The organism is Nonomuraea sp. NPDC050786 (assembly GCF_040654115.1).
Taxonomy (GTDB): domain Bacteria; phylum Actinomycetota; class Actinomycetes; order Streptosporangiales; family Streptosporangiaceae; genus Nonomuraea.
Map to the genome: position 1 here is coordinate 76,634 of NZ_JBFAHJ010000024.1, position 13,966 is coordinate 90,599.

At 70.5% G+C, this 13,966-nt stretch carries 13 protein-coding genes, 1 pseudogene and 1 riboswitch; of the genes and pseudogenes, 6 read left to right on the forward strand and 8 right to left on the reverse strand.

What is annotated here, in order from left to right; genetic code table 11:
• The first annotated feature begins 8 nt into the window (after positions 1 to 8).
• Positions 9 to 2,519 (forward strand): hypothetical protein, encoded by a 2,511-nt coding sequence (locus AB0H84_RS35205; RefSeq protein WP_357614150.1) that lies wholly within the window; start codon positions 9 to 11, stop codon positions 2,517 to 2,519.
• 400 nt (positions 2,520 to 2,919) lie between these two features.
• Here the strand turns inward: AB0H84_RS35205 and mptB are convergent.
• The 3 genes and pseudogenes from mptB to AB0H84_RS35220 form a co-directional block, all read right to left on the reverse strand.
• Positions 2,920 to 4,104: pseudogene (mptB, locus tag AB0H84_RS35210) on the reverse strand (polyprenol phosphomannose-dependent alpha 1,6 mannosyltransferase MptB); the annotation flags it as partial.
• Positions 4,105 to 4,266: 162 nt separating this feature from the next.
• On the reverse strand, positions 4,267 to 5,001 hold the full coding sequence (locus AB0H84_RS35215; protein WP_357614153.1) for a glycosyltransferase: 735 nt from the start codon (positions 4,999 to 5,001) through the stop codon (positions 4,267 to 4,269).
• A gap of 426 nt (positions 5,002 to 5,427) precedes the next feature.
• A complete protein-coding gene (locus AB0H84_RS35220) occupies positions 5,428 to 5,775 on the reverse strand; it encodes an STAS domain-containing protein (protein WP_344999369.1) in 348 nt (115 codons plus the stop codon).
• Positions 5,776 to 5,962: 187 nt separating this feature from the next.
• Here AB0H84_RS35220 and AB0H84_RS35225 point away from each other — a divergent pair, with 187 nt between their 5' ends.
• Entirely contained in the window at positions 5,963 to 6,391 is a 429-nt protein-coding gene (locus AB0H84_RS35225) for a hypothetical protein (RefSeq protein ID WP_357614156.1), read from the forward strand.
• A 21-nt stretch (positions 6,392 to 6,412) separates the two neighbouring features.
• Here AB0H84_RS35225 and AB0H84_RS35230 read toward each other — a convergent pair whose 3' ends face one another.
• Together AB0H84_RS35230 and AB0H84_RS35235 are read right to left on the reverse strand one after the other, a co-directional pair.
• Entirely contained in the window at positions 6,413 to 7,525 is a 1,113-nt protein-coding gene (locus AB0H84_RS35230; RefSeq protein WP_357614159.1) for an ATP-binding protein, read from the reverse strand.
• The gene (locus AB0H84_RS35235; protein ID WP_357614162.1) at positions 7,525 to 8,223 is read right to left on the reverse strand and encodes a response regulator transcription factor; all 699 of its coding nucleotides are present in this window, start codon (positions 8,221 to 8,223) and stop codon (positions 7,525 to 7,527) included. The genes AB0H84_RS35230 and AB0H84_RS35235 overlap by 1 nt, the downstream gene beginning before the upstream one ends.
• Positions 8,224 to 8,317: 94 nt before the next feature.
• On the opposite strand from AB0H84_RS35235, the gene AB0H84_RS35240 reads away from it, so the two are divergent.
• The 3 genes from AB0H84_RS35240 (at position 8,318) to yidC (ending at position 9,413) form a co-directional block, all read left to right on the forward strand.
• Complete coding sequence (locus tag AB0H84_RS35240) at positions 8,318 to 8,491, forward strand: hypothetical protein (RefSeq protein WP_357614165.1); 174 nt, start codon at positions 8,318 to 8,320, stop codon at positions 8,489 to 8,491.
• On the forward strand, positions 8,488 to 8,688 hold the full coding sequence (locus tag AB0H84_RS35245; protein WP_357614168.1) for a DUF6412 domain-containing protein: 201 nt from the start codon (positions 8,488 to 8,490) through the stop codon (positions 8,686 to 8,688). The genes AB0H84_RS35240 and AB0H84_RS35245 overlap by 4 nt, the downstream gene beginning before the upstream one ends.
• A gap of 83 nt (positions 8,689 to 8,771) precedes the next feature.
• Complete coding sequence (gene yidC / locus AB0H84_RS35250) at positions 8,772 to 9,413, forward strand: membrane protein insertase YidC (protein WP_357614171.1); 642 nt, start codon at positions 8,772 to 8,774, stop codon at positions 9,411 to 9,413.
• Here yidC and AB0H84_RS35255 read toward each other — a convergent pair.
• Positions 9,397 to 9,834, reverse strand: coding sequence for an ATP-binding protein (locus AB0H84_RS35255; RefSeq protein ID WP_357614173.1), 438 nt, complete (start codon positions 9,832 to 9,834; stop codon positions 9,397 to 9,399). The two genes, yidC and AB0H84_RS35255, sit on opposite strands and share 17 nt — an antisense overlap.
• A 136-nt stretch (positions 9,835 to 9,970) precedes the next feature.
• Positions 9,971 to 11,839 (reverse strand): PAS domain S-box protein, encoded by a 1,869-nt coding sequence (locus tag AB0H84_RS35260; protein WP_357614176.1) that lies wholly within the window; start codon positions 11,837 to 11,839, stop codon positions 9,971 to 9,973.
• Between the two features lie 92 nt (positions 11,840 to 11,931).
• Here AB0H84_RS35260 and AB0H84_RS35265 point away from each other — a divergent pair, with 92 nt between their 5' ends.
• Positions 11,932 to 12,504 (forward strand): methylated-DNA--[protein]-cysteine S-methyltransferase, encoded by a 573-nt coding sequence (locus AB0H84_RS35265; protein WP_357614179.1) that lies wholly within the window; start codon positions 11,932 to 11,934, stop codon positions 12,502 to 12,504.
• Here the strand turns inward: AB0H84_RS35265 and AB0H84_RS35270 are convergent.
• Complete coding sequence (locus AB0H84_RS35270; RefSeq protein ID WP_357614182.1) at positions 12,470 to 13,801, reverse strand: cytosine permease; 1,332 nt, start codon at positions 13,799 to 13,801, stop codon at positions 12,470 to 12,472. The genes AB0H84_RS35265 and AB0H84_RS35270 overlap by 35 nt on opposite strands.
• Positions 13,791 to 13,906, reverse strand: a riboswitch (TPP riboswitch). (Overlaps the previous gene by 11 nt.)
• Positions 13,907 to 13,966: the final 60 nt, after the last annotated feature.

Below are 13,966 nucleotides of genomic sequence, written 5' to 3' on the forward strand. Positions count from 1 at the left end.
CCATCCCGATGAGCCGACGGGCCTTCGCCGCGCTCATCCTCTGCATGGCCGCGGCGACATGCCTCCTCCCCTCGCCGGCCGCCGCCGCGACCTCTCTCACCACCGCCACCGGCGCGGCCACCAGCACCGGCCTCCACACGCATGGGCTTGCGGCGGACACGCGCGCACCAGCTTCCGCCACCACCTCCGTCTCCCGCCGAGTCACCGGGACAGAGCCGGTCGCCCAGGCGGCTCGGGTCGCCCTCATCGGCGTACCAGGCCTCGAATGGAGTGACCTGGACCCGTCACGGACCCCCAGCCTGTGGGCCCTCGTCGGCCAGGGCGCCTCGGGCTCCCTCTCGACGCGTGCCGTACCGCCCCCGGACCGCGGCACCACCTGCCCCACGGCGGGCTGGCTGACCGTCTCAGCGGGCCAGCGAGCGGGCACCGCGGGCAAGGGCTGCCCCCAGCCCCCGCTCCCGCAACCCACAGGAGAGGCCGCCAGGATCCCGAACTGGCAGGCCCTGACCGCGTACCAATCCGAAACCGGCTACGACGCCCAGCTCGGCACCCTGGGCCAGTCGGTGGCGGACAACGGAGGCAAGGTCGCCGCCATAGGTCCGGGCGCCGCGATCGCGGCAGCCGACAAGTCCGGAAATATCGCCAAATACGCCCCCACTGTCGACGCCATCGGCGCCCTGAACCCGTACAACCTGATCATCATGGAAGCCCCCGACCTGGCCACCGCCTGGGCCAGGCAGCCCTTGGACGAGTACGGCGTCCCCACCCCGCTGCCGGCCGCCGCCCGCCAGGCAGCCGTGGCCCGAGCGGACCACCAGATCGGCACCCTGCTCGCCAAGCTTCCCCCCGACACCACCGTCCTGGTGGCAGGCGTCTCTGACGTGACCCCGAACGCCCACCTCCACGTGGCGATCGCCAAGTCCCCGAACGGCCGCCCGTACGGCCACGGCTACCTGACCGCCACCTCCACCCGCCAGGACGCCCTGGTCACGATCACCGACCTCACCGCCACCACCATCCAGCTCCTCGGCCTTCCCGCCCAGCGCCAGGTGGTCGGCCGCCCCTGGCAACCCGACGGCACCGCCTCCGCCGCACCGGCCGACACGGTGTCGGAGCTGGCGGACGGCGACCTGGCCAGCCAGGTGCTACGGGAGGTCCGCGGCCCGTTCTTCACCGTCCTGGTCACGGTCCAGCTCCTCTTCTACGCCTTCGCCGCCCTGGCCCTCCGCCGCCGCCGCTCCCCGAACCGCCCCGAAACGTCCGACTCATCGCCCCTCGCCACCGACCCCGCAGACCACGGCTCTCCTGGCAGCACAGCACCCGACTCCACCCCCACCCCCGCTTCCGCTTCCGCCTCCGCCTCACCCGCCGGCACCACAGCGCCCCACTCCACCTCCCCCACCAGCACTGGAGCGGCTCACGCTCCCTTGCCCGCCGACTTCGCGGAGACCTCAACGCTCCTCCGAGCCGTCCAGATCGTGGCGGTGGTCAGCGGTTCCATCGCCATCTCCACATTCCTGGCCCAGCTGGTGCCGTGGTGGACGCTGCCGGTGCCGATGCTGTCGGTGATCGTGACGATCGTGGCCATCGCCGGTCTGGTCACCGCCCTGGCCTTCGCCGGTCCATGGCGGACTCACGTGCTGGGCCCGCTCACCGTGGTCGCCGCCGTGACCTCCCTGGCCCTCCTCATCGATGTCATGACGGGCTCCAAGCTCCAGGTGAACGCCGTGACCGGCTACGAGCCCGTGACCGGAGGACGTTTCTACGGCTTCAGCAACATCGCCTTCGCCGTCTACGCCACAGGCACCATCCTCGGGCTGGCCGGGGTGTCCCAGTGGTTGCTCGGCCGGGGCGTGTCCAGGACGGTGGTCGTCGGGGTGTGCGGCGTGTACGGAGGGCTCGCGGTCTTCGCGGACGGGTGGCCTTCTTGGGGCGCTGACTTCGGCGGTGTCCCGGCGTTCGTGATCGGCTTGGCGGTCTTCCTCATACTGCTGTCCGGCAGGCGTGTGTCCCTGCTGAGGCTGCTGCTCGTCGGCCTGGTGGGGGCCGTGCTGGTGGGCGCCCTCTCCGTCGTCGACTGGCTGCGCCCGGATGACCAGCGGACCCACCTGGGCAACTTCGTCCAGCAGATCATCGACGGCCAGGCATGGACCGTCGTCTGGCGCAAGTTCAGCGCCATGATCGGTGTGACCATCGGGAACTGGTCACTGACTCTCCTCTCGCTGGTCGCGCTGGCCTTCCTCTTCCTGGTGCTCGCCCGTCCGTCGCGCTGGGGCGTCTCGGCCCTCAGCCAGGCGTACCACCTGGCCCCGACGCTCCGGGCGGGGCTTTTCGGCGCGCTCACATGTGCCTTCGTCGGCTTCCTGATGAACGACTCCGGCATCGCCATCCCCGCTATGGCCCTGACAGTGGCCGTGCCTCTGACGCTGGCGGCCTGCGTTCGCGCCCTGCAGCTCGCCAGGCCCACAGGATCAGCCCCGCCGTCAGAGCAAGCAGCGCCCACGCGAGCTGAGGTCTGAGCACGGTCCTGAGCCAGTCGAGGTCCTGTGGCGGCCCCACCACCCTCGCCGGAAGGTACGCCAGCGACAGCACCAGCAGGTGCGCGACCACGAACCCGTCCACCGCGGAGGCCGCCACCAGCGCCAGCAAGCCGAGCGCCAGGCCGTCGTACCAGGGCAGGATGTACGGGGTGGCGAACAGGTACGCCACCACCAGCCCCACCGCGACAACCGGCGCCGCAAGCCCACCGGCTCCCTGCCCGCCGCCAACCCTCTGTCCTGCGCGGTTGCTGCTCTCGCCGGAGGCCGCGGCGGTGTCTGTCTCGCGCGTGGTGGGGCCCAGCGTCGGGGCGGCGTGGCTGCTCTCCCCGACCGGCTCGATCCCCCGCGCGCTCGCCCCGAGCCCGCCTGGGCCTCGGGAGCGGGAGGCCAGGCGCAGCAGGGACCAGGCGATGAGTGTGAGGACGAGGAGCGAGCCGATCTGGATTTCCGCCCGGTAAGCGCTGCCGGTGCCCACGATCGCCTGGAGCCAGCCCTGGACGAGTTTCCAGAACGAGACGTGGGAGATCGACTTGCTGGTGCGCGTCACCGGGGCGATCGCCTCCGGCCCGACGATCGCGTACCCGGCGACCACCACAGCGAGCGCGCACGCCGCCATGAGGGCCAGGCGGGCGGGCCGTCGCCGTAGCTCCCAGGCCGGGCCGAGCGCCACCAGGCCGGCGTTGACCTTGATCGCCACGCCCAGCCCCAGGAGGAGGCCGGAGCCCAGGGGGCGGCTTCTGGCCAGGAGGGCGGCGACCATGCAGGCGATGGCGAGGGTGTCGACATGCATGCCCGCCACCAGCTGGTAGAGCAGGAGGGGGTTGGCCGTCCACAGGAGAGCGGCCCTCAGCCGCCTGATCGGGTCGTCCCGGGTGAAGCGGTCTATGAGGAGGCCCGTAACGATGAACGCGGCGGCGTTGAACAGGGCCAGCACGAATATCGTCAGGCGGAGCGAGTCGCCGCCGATCCAGCTCGCCACAGCTTGCAGAGCCGTTGCCACGGGGCCGTACACGCTCGGCTCCTCACGCCACGGATCCTCGACCGCGTCGGCGATGGGGTCGCCCGGCAGGTCGACCGCCCCATGGGTGTAGGGGCTCAGGCCGAGCGTCACCATGCGGCCGTAGGCGGCGTAGTTGAGGTGGTCGCCGGAGCCGGAGGGAGGCAGGAACGCGAGGATCGCGGCGGCCACGCAGCCCGTGAGCACGAGGATGCGGGCGCTGGGCACCCAGAGGGTGCGTGTCTCGCCCCTCTTTGAGCCGGGAAGCCCTGGGGAGGGGGTGCGGATCGAGGCGAGGGCGGCCAGGAGGCCGAGGCCGCCCAGGAGGAGCGCGGTCGCGGCGAGGGCGATCACCAGGTGGGGCTCGGGGTGGACATCCAGAGAGTACGGCGGGTGCCGGCTCGGGCCGGTCAGGGCGGGAACCATCGCCGACGGGCCCAGAAGACCTATGGTGATCGTCAGCAGGATCGAGGCGCCGATCGCCGCCGTGGCCGGCCACGCGAGCCGGCCTCGTGCCTTGTCGTGCCGCTTCTCCGAAGTCACCGGCAAATTCCAGCACACTCGCATGGCGGCTTCCGACGGGCGAGGCGTTCCTGTGGACAACCCGGATCGGGGTCAGGCCCTCTGTGGATTACGTACGCGTGGAGCCGGCCCGCCACAGACAGACGGAGCGGCCCCGCACGTCACAGCCCGGATGATCAGATCGACGATCGAAAGGTGTGGAGATGGTCAGCGATGGGGGCGAAGTTTGTCGAGATTTTGGACGACAAGCGGGTCTCTGGCGGCCAGGGCGAGTGCCACGTCCCGGAGTTGTCTGGCTCGGTGGAGCTGTGCGCGCCAGTCCGTCCCCGTGGCGCGGTGGGCCATCTCGACCTCGACCTCCACCACCCGGAACCCCTTGCGCAGCAGGTCGATCGTCAAAGCCGTCTCCACCCCGAACCCGTGCGCCAGCGGGCGCGCCGCTTCGAAGGCGGCTCTGGTGAGGCAGCGCTGGCCGTTGAGGGGCTGCGCCAGCTCCAAGCCGGTGGCGCGGCGGATGCCCTCCTTCGACAGGCGTACGACTAAGCCGTGGCCGCCCAGCTTCACTCTCGTCGTGAAGACCGCGATGGTCATGTCGGCCTTGGCCGCGCGTACGGGCTCGATGAGAGGCGCGGCGGCGCCCGCCGTTGCGCCCAGGTCGGCGTCCAGGAAGAGGAGGTGGCGAGGGCTGCGCTCCTCGTCCAGGAGGCGGACCGCCTCCGCTCCCGTCTCCATGGCGGCGGCCTTGCCCTTGTTGCGGCTGTGACGCACCACCCGGGCTCCCGCCGCGCGCGCCACCCTGCCGGTCTGGTCGGTCGAGCCGTCGTCCACGACCACGACCAGATCCACGCCGGGCAGATCCGCGGCGGCCGCGACGGTGGCCGCGATGCGGTCGGCTTCGTTGACGGCCGGGATGACGACCGCTGTGTCACCGCCACTGCTCACCGAGCATCACCTCCACACCCACGACACCCTCCCGAAGCCGAGCACCATGGCCCAGGACCATGGCCGGGCACCATGGCCGGCCCGAACGCGACCTGCTCCGAGCGCCACCGCCGGCGTCCCGGACACGGCTCCCGCCCGGACGCCGTCGGCATCGCGAACGTAGCCGCATCCGGACGCCACAGCCGACGCCCCGAACACGACCCGCCCGGACGCCACAGCCGACGCCCCGAACACGACCCCGCCCGAGCGCCACGACCGACGCCCAAAACCATGCCCGAGCACCGCTGCCGGCACCCCGCACGCGGGGCGATCGGCACCGGCGGCCCTGGCCAGGTCACCATCGCCACCGTAGCCGACATCCGTACCCCTGCGCGGCACGCCACCGGCCGGGAGGCGCGCCGAAGCGCCGCCCGCGCACGGACACCGTCATGATCCCTCGGTTATGAGGAACTCCTGCGGCACCTCGTCATGCACGGTGAACACCGAGTCGAGCCCGGTGACCTGCAGAATCTTGCGTACGGCAGGACGCGGGGCAGCCACTTCGAGCGTCCCTCCCTGCTCCTTCATCCGTTTGAGCGCCGACAGCAGCACGTTCATCCCCGTGGAGTCGCAGAAATCCACGGCGGACATGTCGATGACCACTCGGCTGGGCCCCTCCTTCAACAGCCGAGTGAACTCGGTCTGCAGGTGAGGCGCCGTGTAGAGGTCGATTTCTCCGGTGATGGCAACGAGTGCTGACCCGGCATGTGATCGAGTCGAGACCTTGAGCTCCACATGGGCAGGCTAGCGGCGCGGAGGCTTCCGGTCACGTTCTCACGCCGATAGGGGAACCACAGGTTTTTGTCCTCCGTTTGGGCTCCACGGAAACGGAGAGTACGCGAAGCTTGACAGCGTGATACCAGAACCAGCGCAGCCTCATGGAGAGGGAGGGGCTGGGGCAGGACAGGCGGGCCCCGCATCGATGAAAACAGACAAACCTGAAGACCCCCAGCGCCAAGGGCTCCGGGAGAGCCTGGAGACCATCCTCATCCGCACAGAGAAGGCCACGTCATGGCATGAAGAAGCCGAACGCCTCCGCGGCCTGGTGAACCGCGAAGGCTACGTCCCCATCCGCACCCGGCTCGCGGTCGAGGACCTCGACTTCCTGTCGGGCGCCCGCAGTGACCTGCTCAGGTTCTCGGAGCTCGGGCTGCGGTTGCTGGATCTCCATCAGCCGAGGGACGCGGGCGGCATCACCAGCGACGCCGCCCACCCGATCCTGAGGTGCCGGAGCTGCATGTGGCGCTGGCCTTGTCCGACATTTCGGGCGATGTTGGAGTCGTTCGGCGTCCCCAGAGACCAGGCGGAGGCGCCACCACCACCCGAAGCGACACTTCCCGAGAGCGCCTGAGACGGGGGCGATCCAGGGGGGTCAAAGGCCTCCGGAGCCGACCGCCGGAAGCCGGATCTCGAACCGGCAGCCCGGCCCGTCGTTGACCACCCCGATCACCCCGTCGTGCGCCTCCACGATCCCTTGCGCGATGGCCAGCCCCAGCCCCGCCCCGCCTCCGGCGGCAGGAGTACGGGCCGCCTCCCCGCGGAAGGCCACCTCGAACACCCGGGGCAGGTCCTCCGCAGGAATCCCCCCACAACAATCAGCGACCGACAGACAGGCCATCCCGTCGTCGTCCACCCCGGCCCGCAACACCACGGTCCGGTCCGACGGCGTGTGCCGGATGGCGTTGACCACGAGATTCCCCAGCGCACGGCCCAGCGCCCCCGCGTCGGCCTCCACCGGCACGGACTCCGACGCCTCCGCCGTGAGCAGCACGCCCTTGGCCCTGGCGAGCGGCTCGGCCCCGGCGAGCGTGTCGGCCACGAGGTCGGCCAGCCCGATGCGCGACCGGGAGAGCCGCAGCGCCCCCGCGTGGATCCGCGACAGCTCGAACAGGTCGTCCACCATCGCCGAGAGCCGCTCCACCTCCAGCTTGATCTGCGCGTGGTAGCGCGCGACCGTCGGCGGGTCCGACACCACCCCGTCCTGCAGCGCCTCGACCATTGCCCGCATCCCGGCCAGCGGCGTCCGCAGGTCGTGGCTCACCCAGGCGACGAGCTCGCGCCGCGCCCCTTCGAGCGCCCGCTCCCGCGCGTACGCCTCCTCCAGGGTGTTCGCGATGGTCTGGAGCTCGGCCGGCAGCCCGCGCGGCGCCTCGAACGGCACGGCCCGCACGGCGGACACCAGCCTCCTGCTCTCCCTGACCACCCGTCTGGCCAGCACGAACGCCACCCCGAGCCCGACCAGCCCGCCCACGGCCACCACGCTCAGCACGAAGTCCTTGACGGGCCCGCCGATGATCATCTTCATGATGATGGCCACGACCCCGGCCAGCGTCGCCGCCACGGCGACCACCACGACCACGGCCAGCATCACGCCGATGGACCTGGTGCGCAGGCGCCACATCACCCCGATGCCGAGCAGCGCGATCACCAGGCCGAGCCCCGCGGTGACGGCCACGACCATGAGCAGCTCGCCGGAGCGCACCATCAGGTGCCGCCCTCCATCGGCTCGTACCGGTAGCCGACCCCCCACACCGTGACGATCCTCCGCGGCTCGGTCGGATCCCGCTCGATCTTCTCCCGCAGCCGCCGGACGTGCACGGTCACGGTGGAGGAGTCGCCGAACGACCACCCCCACACCTGGTTCAGCAGCGCGGAGCGGCTGAAGGCCTGCCGCGGATTGCGCATGAGGTGGGCGAGCAGATCGAACTCCCGGGCGGTCAGCATCACCTCGTCGCCCCGCAGGCGTACCTCGTGGGCTCCCACGTCCACCACCAGGTCCCCGTCCCGCAGCACGCCGGTGCCGCCGGTGACGGAGGCCCCGCGGGCCCGCCGCAGCACGGACTGCACGCGCAGCGCCAGCTCGCGCGGGCTGAACGGCTTGACCACGTAGTCGTCGGCCCCCGTCTCCAGCCCCACCACCCGGTCGATCTCCTCGCCGAGCGCGGTCAGCATGATCACGGGTACGGGCCAGCGCTCCCGGAGCTTCCTGCACACCTGCAGCCCGTCGATCTTGGGCAGCATCAGGTCGAGCACCATGAGATCGGGCGGGTCGGCCAGCGCCCTGCGCAGTGCCTCCACGCCGTCGCCGACGCATTCGACGTCGTGCCCGTCACGCTCCAGATAGCGCGCGACGACCTCGGAGACGGTCGGATCGTCATCGACGACCAGGATGCGCGTGTTCACGCCTTCACGGTACGGCCAGGACCCGGGGAAGTGTCATGGACGTCATTGGTTCGTAAGCCTCGCGGATCATGGTCCGAGGACGTACGGTGGCTGCATGGGTAGAGTCGTAATGCTCGTCATCGGGGGCCTGCTCGGCCTCTTCGTGCTCTTCAACTTCCTCCTGCCGATGGTGATGGGCCTGCTCAAGGTCGCCCTGATCATCGGTGTGGTGGCCTTCCTGGTCTTCATCGTGGTGACCGTGATGGGCAAGTCCTCCCGGTCGAGTTGACGTCCTTCCTGTTCGACCCGTGGCTGATCGGGATCACCATGATGGCGATCCTGCTGCTTGCCACGTGGGCAGCCATGTTGCTGCCCGTTCTCAGTGGGGAGCCGGCAAGCTTTCCGCTGTCGTACGCGCGCCGCACGGCCTTCCAGCGCCAGCGCGACCCGGACGCGGCAGGCCGCTCGCGTCCACGAGCTCCTTGAGCATGCCCCGCTTCGACGTCAAGCGGGGCTCCTCGAACGCGACGGGTGAGCCCTGATCCATTCGATCACTCGAAGTAGGGCTCATGATCGACTCTCTTGTCACGTTCGTCATCAACCTGTCCGGGGGCAGCGCCGCGCTCGGGATCGTGCTGTTCACCCTGGCCGTACGGCTCCTGCTGCTGCCGCTCGACGTACGCAGGGACCGGGCGATGAAGGTCCGCGAACGGCTCGCCCCCAAGCTGCGCGAGCTGCAGAAACGCCACGCGCGCAACCCCGAGCGCCTGTCCGGGGAGATGTCCGCGCTCTTCGCCAAGGAAGGCACCTCGCCCTTCGCCGGATTCCTGCCCATGCTGGCGCAGCTGCCGTTCATGTGGCTGATGTACCGGGTGGCCACGCATCCGACCGCGCTGGTGGGTCATGACCTGTTCGGGGCTCCACTGGGGCAGCAGGTGGCCGGCGTGGTAGCTAATTACGGTCTGGTCAGCATGCCGGTTTTGGTCTTCGTTATGGTCATTGCGCTGGTCGCAGCGGTGGCGTGGCTCTCCGCCCGAAACATCAAGGTTGCAGAAGATCAACCGCAGTGGCTGAGGAGGCTCCTGCCGTGGCTGCCGTACGGCTCCGTGCTCGCCGCGCTGGTGCTCCCGCTCGCGGGCGCGCTCTACCTGCTCGTCTCCACGGCGTGGGCCGCGGGAGAGCGGGCAGTGCTCGCTAGCCGGCCTCTTTAAGGGCCTTGACCTGCCCGTTCATCGACACCCGAGGAGCGGGCAGGATGGCCCACACCGTCGTCGTGTCACCGTCGTGCCGGACCCCCCAGCTCTCCGCGACGTACTCCACGATGCCGAGCCCCCGGCCTCCGAGCGATGAGAGGGTCGGGCGGCCGGCCCGCGGCTCGGTCGCCGCGCCCCCGTCGCTCACCGCCACCTCGAGGTGATCGTCACTCCGCAGCCAGGCCACTCTGACCATGCCCGACGGCAGGGGGTGCGCATGCCTAAGCGCGTTGCTCAGCAGCTCGCTCACCACCAGCACGGCATCGTCGATCGCCGCGGAAAAAACCCCGCTGTCCTGCAGCTCATTGCTCAGACGCTGGCGGGCGACGGCGACGCTGGACGGCGCGTACGGCAGCAGCACCACGCTTGACACACCCACCTCCCCGTTCCCTGTGCCCCCCGCGGGAACACTCCCCGGTACGACCGAAATGCCCCGTTACTCGATCCCAGAAACCGCATCTCGATCACAGCTTGTGCACATTGGACGATAGATCAGCGGAACTGTGACCACCTCGTTACCGCATCGGTGTGTCGGATCGGATAGGGGAAACAGCTCGTAGCGAGAGCCGCATTCTCGTCCCCCCTTCCGGTCGCGGATGGGCGCTCACGTCTCCGCCCTGGGCTCTCGCGAGGCTACGGACGATGTAAAGACCGAGCCCTACTCCACCAAACCTTCTCCGGTCCCCGCTGTCCACCTGGACAAACCTCTCAAAGATCCGCTCGCGGTCCGTCGGCGCGATACCCACGCCTTCGTCGTCCACGACCACGACCACGTTGTCGCCCTCGGGCCAGGCCGCCACGCTGATCAGCCCGCCCTCGGGCGAATACTTGAACGCGTTCTCCAGCAGCTGCCCCAGGACGATGTCCGTGGCCAGCGCGTCACCGAGCACGTACGGCAGCCCGTCACGGATGTCCACCTCGACCCGGTGCTTGTCCGACAGCGCGGGCAGCCCCAGGGTGGCCGCGTCGATCCGCTCCGCCAGGTCGAACTCCTCGATGCGCACCTTCAGCTCGTCCGCCCCCGCCCTGGCCCCGAGCAGCAGGTGGTCCATGAGCTCGCCCAGCGACCTGGCGCGCTCGGCGATCGTGTGGACGGCCGAGCGGCGCTCGGGGTCGCTCATCTTGTCCCAGCGCCTGTCGAGGGTGCTGGCGAACCCGCGCACGATCGTGATGGGCGTACGCAGCTCGTGGCTGGTCGTGGCCAGGAACAGGTCCTTGGCCTCCTCGAGCTCCTTGGCCGTGGTCACGTCGCGGAAGTCGATGACCACCTCGCCGGTCTCCTCGATCCGCGCGCTCACGACGTCCAGCCACCGCCCGCTCTCCATCTGGAACGTGACCTTCTCGCCCGGTTTGGGCAGCGGGAACGGCGGCGGCCCGCCGATGACGGCCTCGGCGGGGAACGCGGTGAGCTCGACGGCGGCCGGGTTCCACCGCACCACGCGGCCGGCCTCGTCGAGCACCGCGATGCCGTCGGCACTGGCGTCGAAGACGGCCTGCTCGTGCGCCCGCTGCCGGACCGCCTCCTGGTAGGCCACCGCGTTGCCGACGGCGATGCCGGCGTGCCCGGCCAGCAGCTCCAGCAGCTCCAGCTCGAGGTGTCCGGGCGTGCTCTCGGCGAACAGCGCGTACAGAGCCCCGTAGGGGCGCCCGCCGACGGCGGCCAGCCCGAGCGCGATCGTGTGCAGGCCCTTCAGCCGCGCCCACACCAGGTCGTCCAGCTCGTCCGACTGCAGCAGGACGGTCTTGCCGGTGCGTAAGAGCTTGTCCACGAGGCTCGTACGCAGGTCCGTGGTGGTGCCCCTGATGGCGGCCGGCAGCTGGTACGTGCTGACCAGGCGTAACCGGTCGCCCTCGATCAGCACGAACCCGCCCGCGTCCGCCCCCGTGAGCTCGGTGAGGCTGGCCGAGATCCGGTCGAGCACGGCGGAGAGCTCGAGCTCGGAGTTGATGTCGCCGACCACGTCGGTCAGCCTGCGCACCAGCCGCGCCCTGCGGGCCATGCGGTTCCTGGCCAGCTCGTCGGCGCGCGCGAGATGGTGGACGCAGACGTATCCGGCCACGGCGCTGCCCAGGCGCAGCGCGCTGATGTCGACCCGGACGTCCAGAACGGTCCCGTCGCCGCGCAGGCGCTTGGTGCGAACCGAGACCTGGCCGCCGGTGCGTACGCGCTCCAGGACGGCGTTGTGCTCGGCGGTGAGCTCGCCGGGCACGATCGGCGCCCGGCGCCCGAGCATCTCCTCCGCGGTCCACCCGAACAGCCGCTCGGCAGCCTCGTTCCAGACCAGCACGCTCTGGTCCCGGTCGACGACCACGACGGCGTTGGGCGAACTGGCGAGGGCAGCACGAGCTATCTCGTCGTCACTCCCGGCCCATTCGTCCCCCACTCCTCCATAGTGCACGTGGCAAGGTGGGTCCGTCGGGCGATCCGTCCGATACGCTGCGGTCACGGTGATTCTCGGTGGGGACGGGTGGGCGCATGTCGAGTGGCGATCTTGAAGCCCTGTTGCGCGTGACGTCCAGCACCTATCGAGGTGAGACGCCCCCTGACATCGCGTTCGGCACCTATGACGGCGCCGTCGGCAGGCTGGTGCTCGCGGTGACGGCCAAGGGCATCGTGGCGTGCAGCTTCGAGCCGGAGAACAATGTGTTCGAGCTGCTCACCAGGCATGTGGGCAGCTTCATCGGGCAGGACGCCCGCCGGCTCGACCCGGTGCGCAGGGAGCTGGACGCGTACTTCTCCGGCCGCCTGCGCGCGTTCGCCACACCGGTGAACCTGACGCTGGCCACGCCGTTCGCCCGCACGGTGCTGCAGAAGACGACGGCGATCCCGTACGGCACGACGACGACCTTGGAGGAGATCGGCGCGAGCATCGGCAGGCCGCGCGCGCTGCGGGCGATCGGCAACGCGCTGGCCTCCAACCCCGTGTGCGTGATCGTGCCGTGCCACCGCGTGGTGCGCGAGGACGGCGGGCTCGGCGACTACGCGGGCGGCCAAGCGGCCAAGCAGCACCTGCTCAACGTCGAGCAGCGGGCGTCAACGCGCCGATGAGCAGGGTCACCAGCGCGGCCACGACGGCCGCGCCGAGCGCCCCGTTCATCCACGGCTGCCGGGCGAAGCCGATGGCCTCGCGGACCGACTGCCAGTAGGCGTCCCACTGCGGGAGCGTGGGCGTGGAGGTCGTCAGCCAGTACGCCACGAAGCCGAGGGCCCACGGCACCAGCCTCGACCAGCGCGAGGGCGCGTGCTCCTCGGTGTTCCAGCCGCGCGAGCCGCCCAGCACGAAGTAGTCCACGGCCAGCACCGCGAACATCGGCACGAACACCGCCCCGATCACGCCCAGGAACGCCCCATACGAGTTGACGTCCACGAACAGGGCGATCGCGACGGTCAGCACGCCGATGGCGGTGGAGAAGATGCGCCGGTCCACGCGCGGCATCAGGTTCTGCAGCGAGAGCGTGGTGGAGTAGACGTTGGCGAACGACTGGTCGGTCTCGCGGAGCACCAGGATCGCGAAGAAGAGCGCGCCCAGCGGCACCGCGACGAACGGGCCGAACACCGACGTCCCGTCGGCCCGCACCGCGTCCGCCCCCGCCAGGGCCACCGCGTACACGCCCAGCCCCAGGCAGGCCACCTGCGCCAGCGTGTACCCGGCGACCACGCCGGTGAACGCCGCCCCGCTCGACCGGGAGTGCCGGGCGAAGTCGGCCGCCATCGGCACCCACGACACCGACAGCGCGATCACGTAGTCCACGGCCGGGGCGAACGCCGCCCAGGACCCGCCGGTGTGCGCGGGCGCCCGGGTCAGGAAGAACCAGGCGAACCAGACCAGCGACACGACCACCCCGATGGTGACGTACCGCCGCAGGATCCGCACCGACCCGAGCGGCCAGATGGAGAGCGCGGTGGTCAGCGCCCCCGCCGCGATCACCCACACCTGGTACGGCACCGCGCCGAAGATCGCGCCGGCCGCCTTGGCGATCACCCACAGCTCGAACGCACCCCAGCCGATCATCTGCACGATGTTCAGCACCGTGGGCACGTACGAGATCCTCGCCCCGAACAGCCCCCGCAGCAGCACCATCGCGGGCTGCCCCGTCCGCGTGCCAGGGACGGCGGACAGGCCCACCATGGCCGTGCCGACGAGGCTGCCCACCACGACGGCCACCAGCGCGGCGGCCAGGCTGAGCGGGGCCCCGCCGAGCGGGTCGAGCAGGAGCAGCGCCCCGGAGAAGCCCAGGAGGCTGACCCCGAGGTTCGCCCAGAGCGCACCCTGGTCGAGCACGCCCAGGGTCTTCGGCGGCCTGCCCTCGAGGGTCAGGGGAACTTCGTCGGCGACATGCGTCATCGCACACTCCCTACGCCGGCATTACCCGGACAGGTTCAGGCGGTCGGCAGCGGATCTGTGCTGCCCTCTCAGCCCGGCGAACCCCGAGCTCCCGCGACGATCTGAAGTTGGCGCCCTCATCATGCCCTAGTGGCGGCGGAAATGCCACAGGAGGCTTTACGCCCG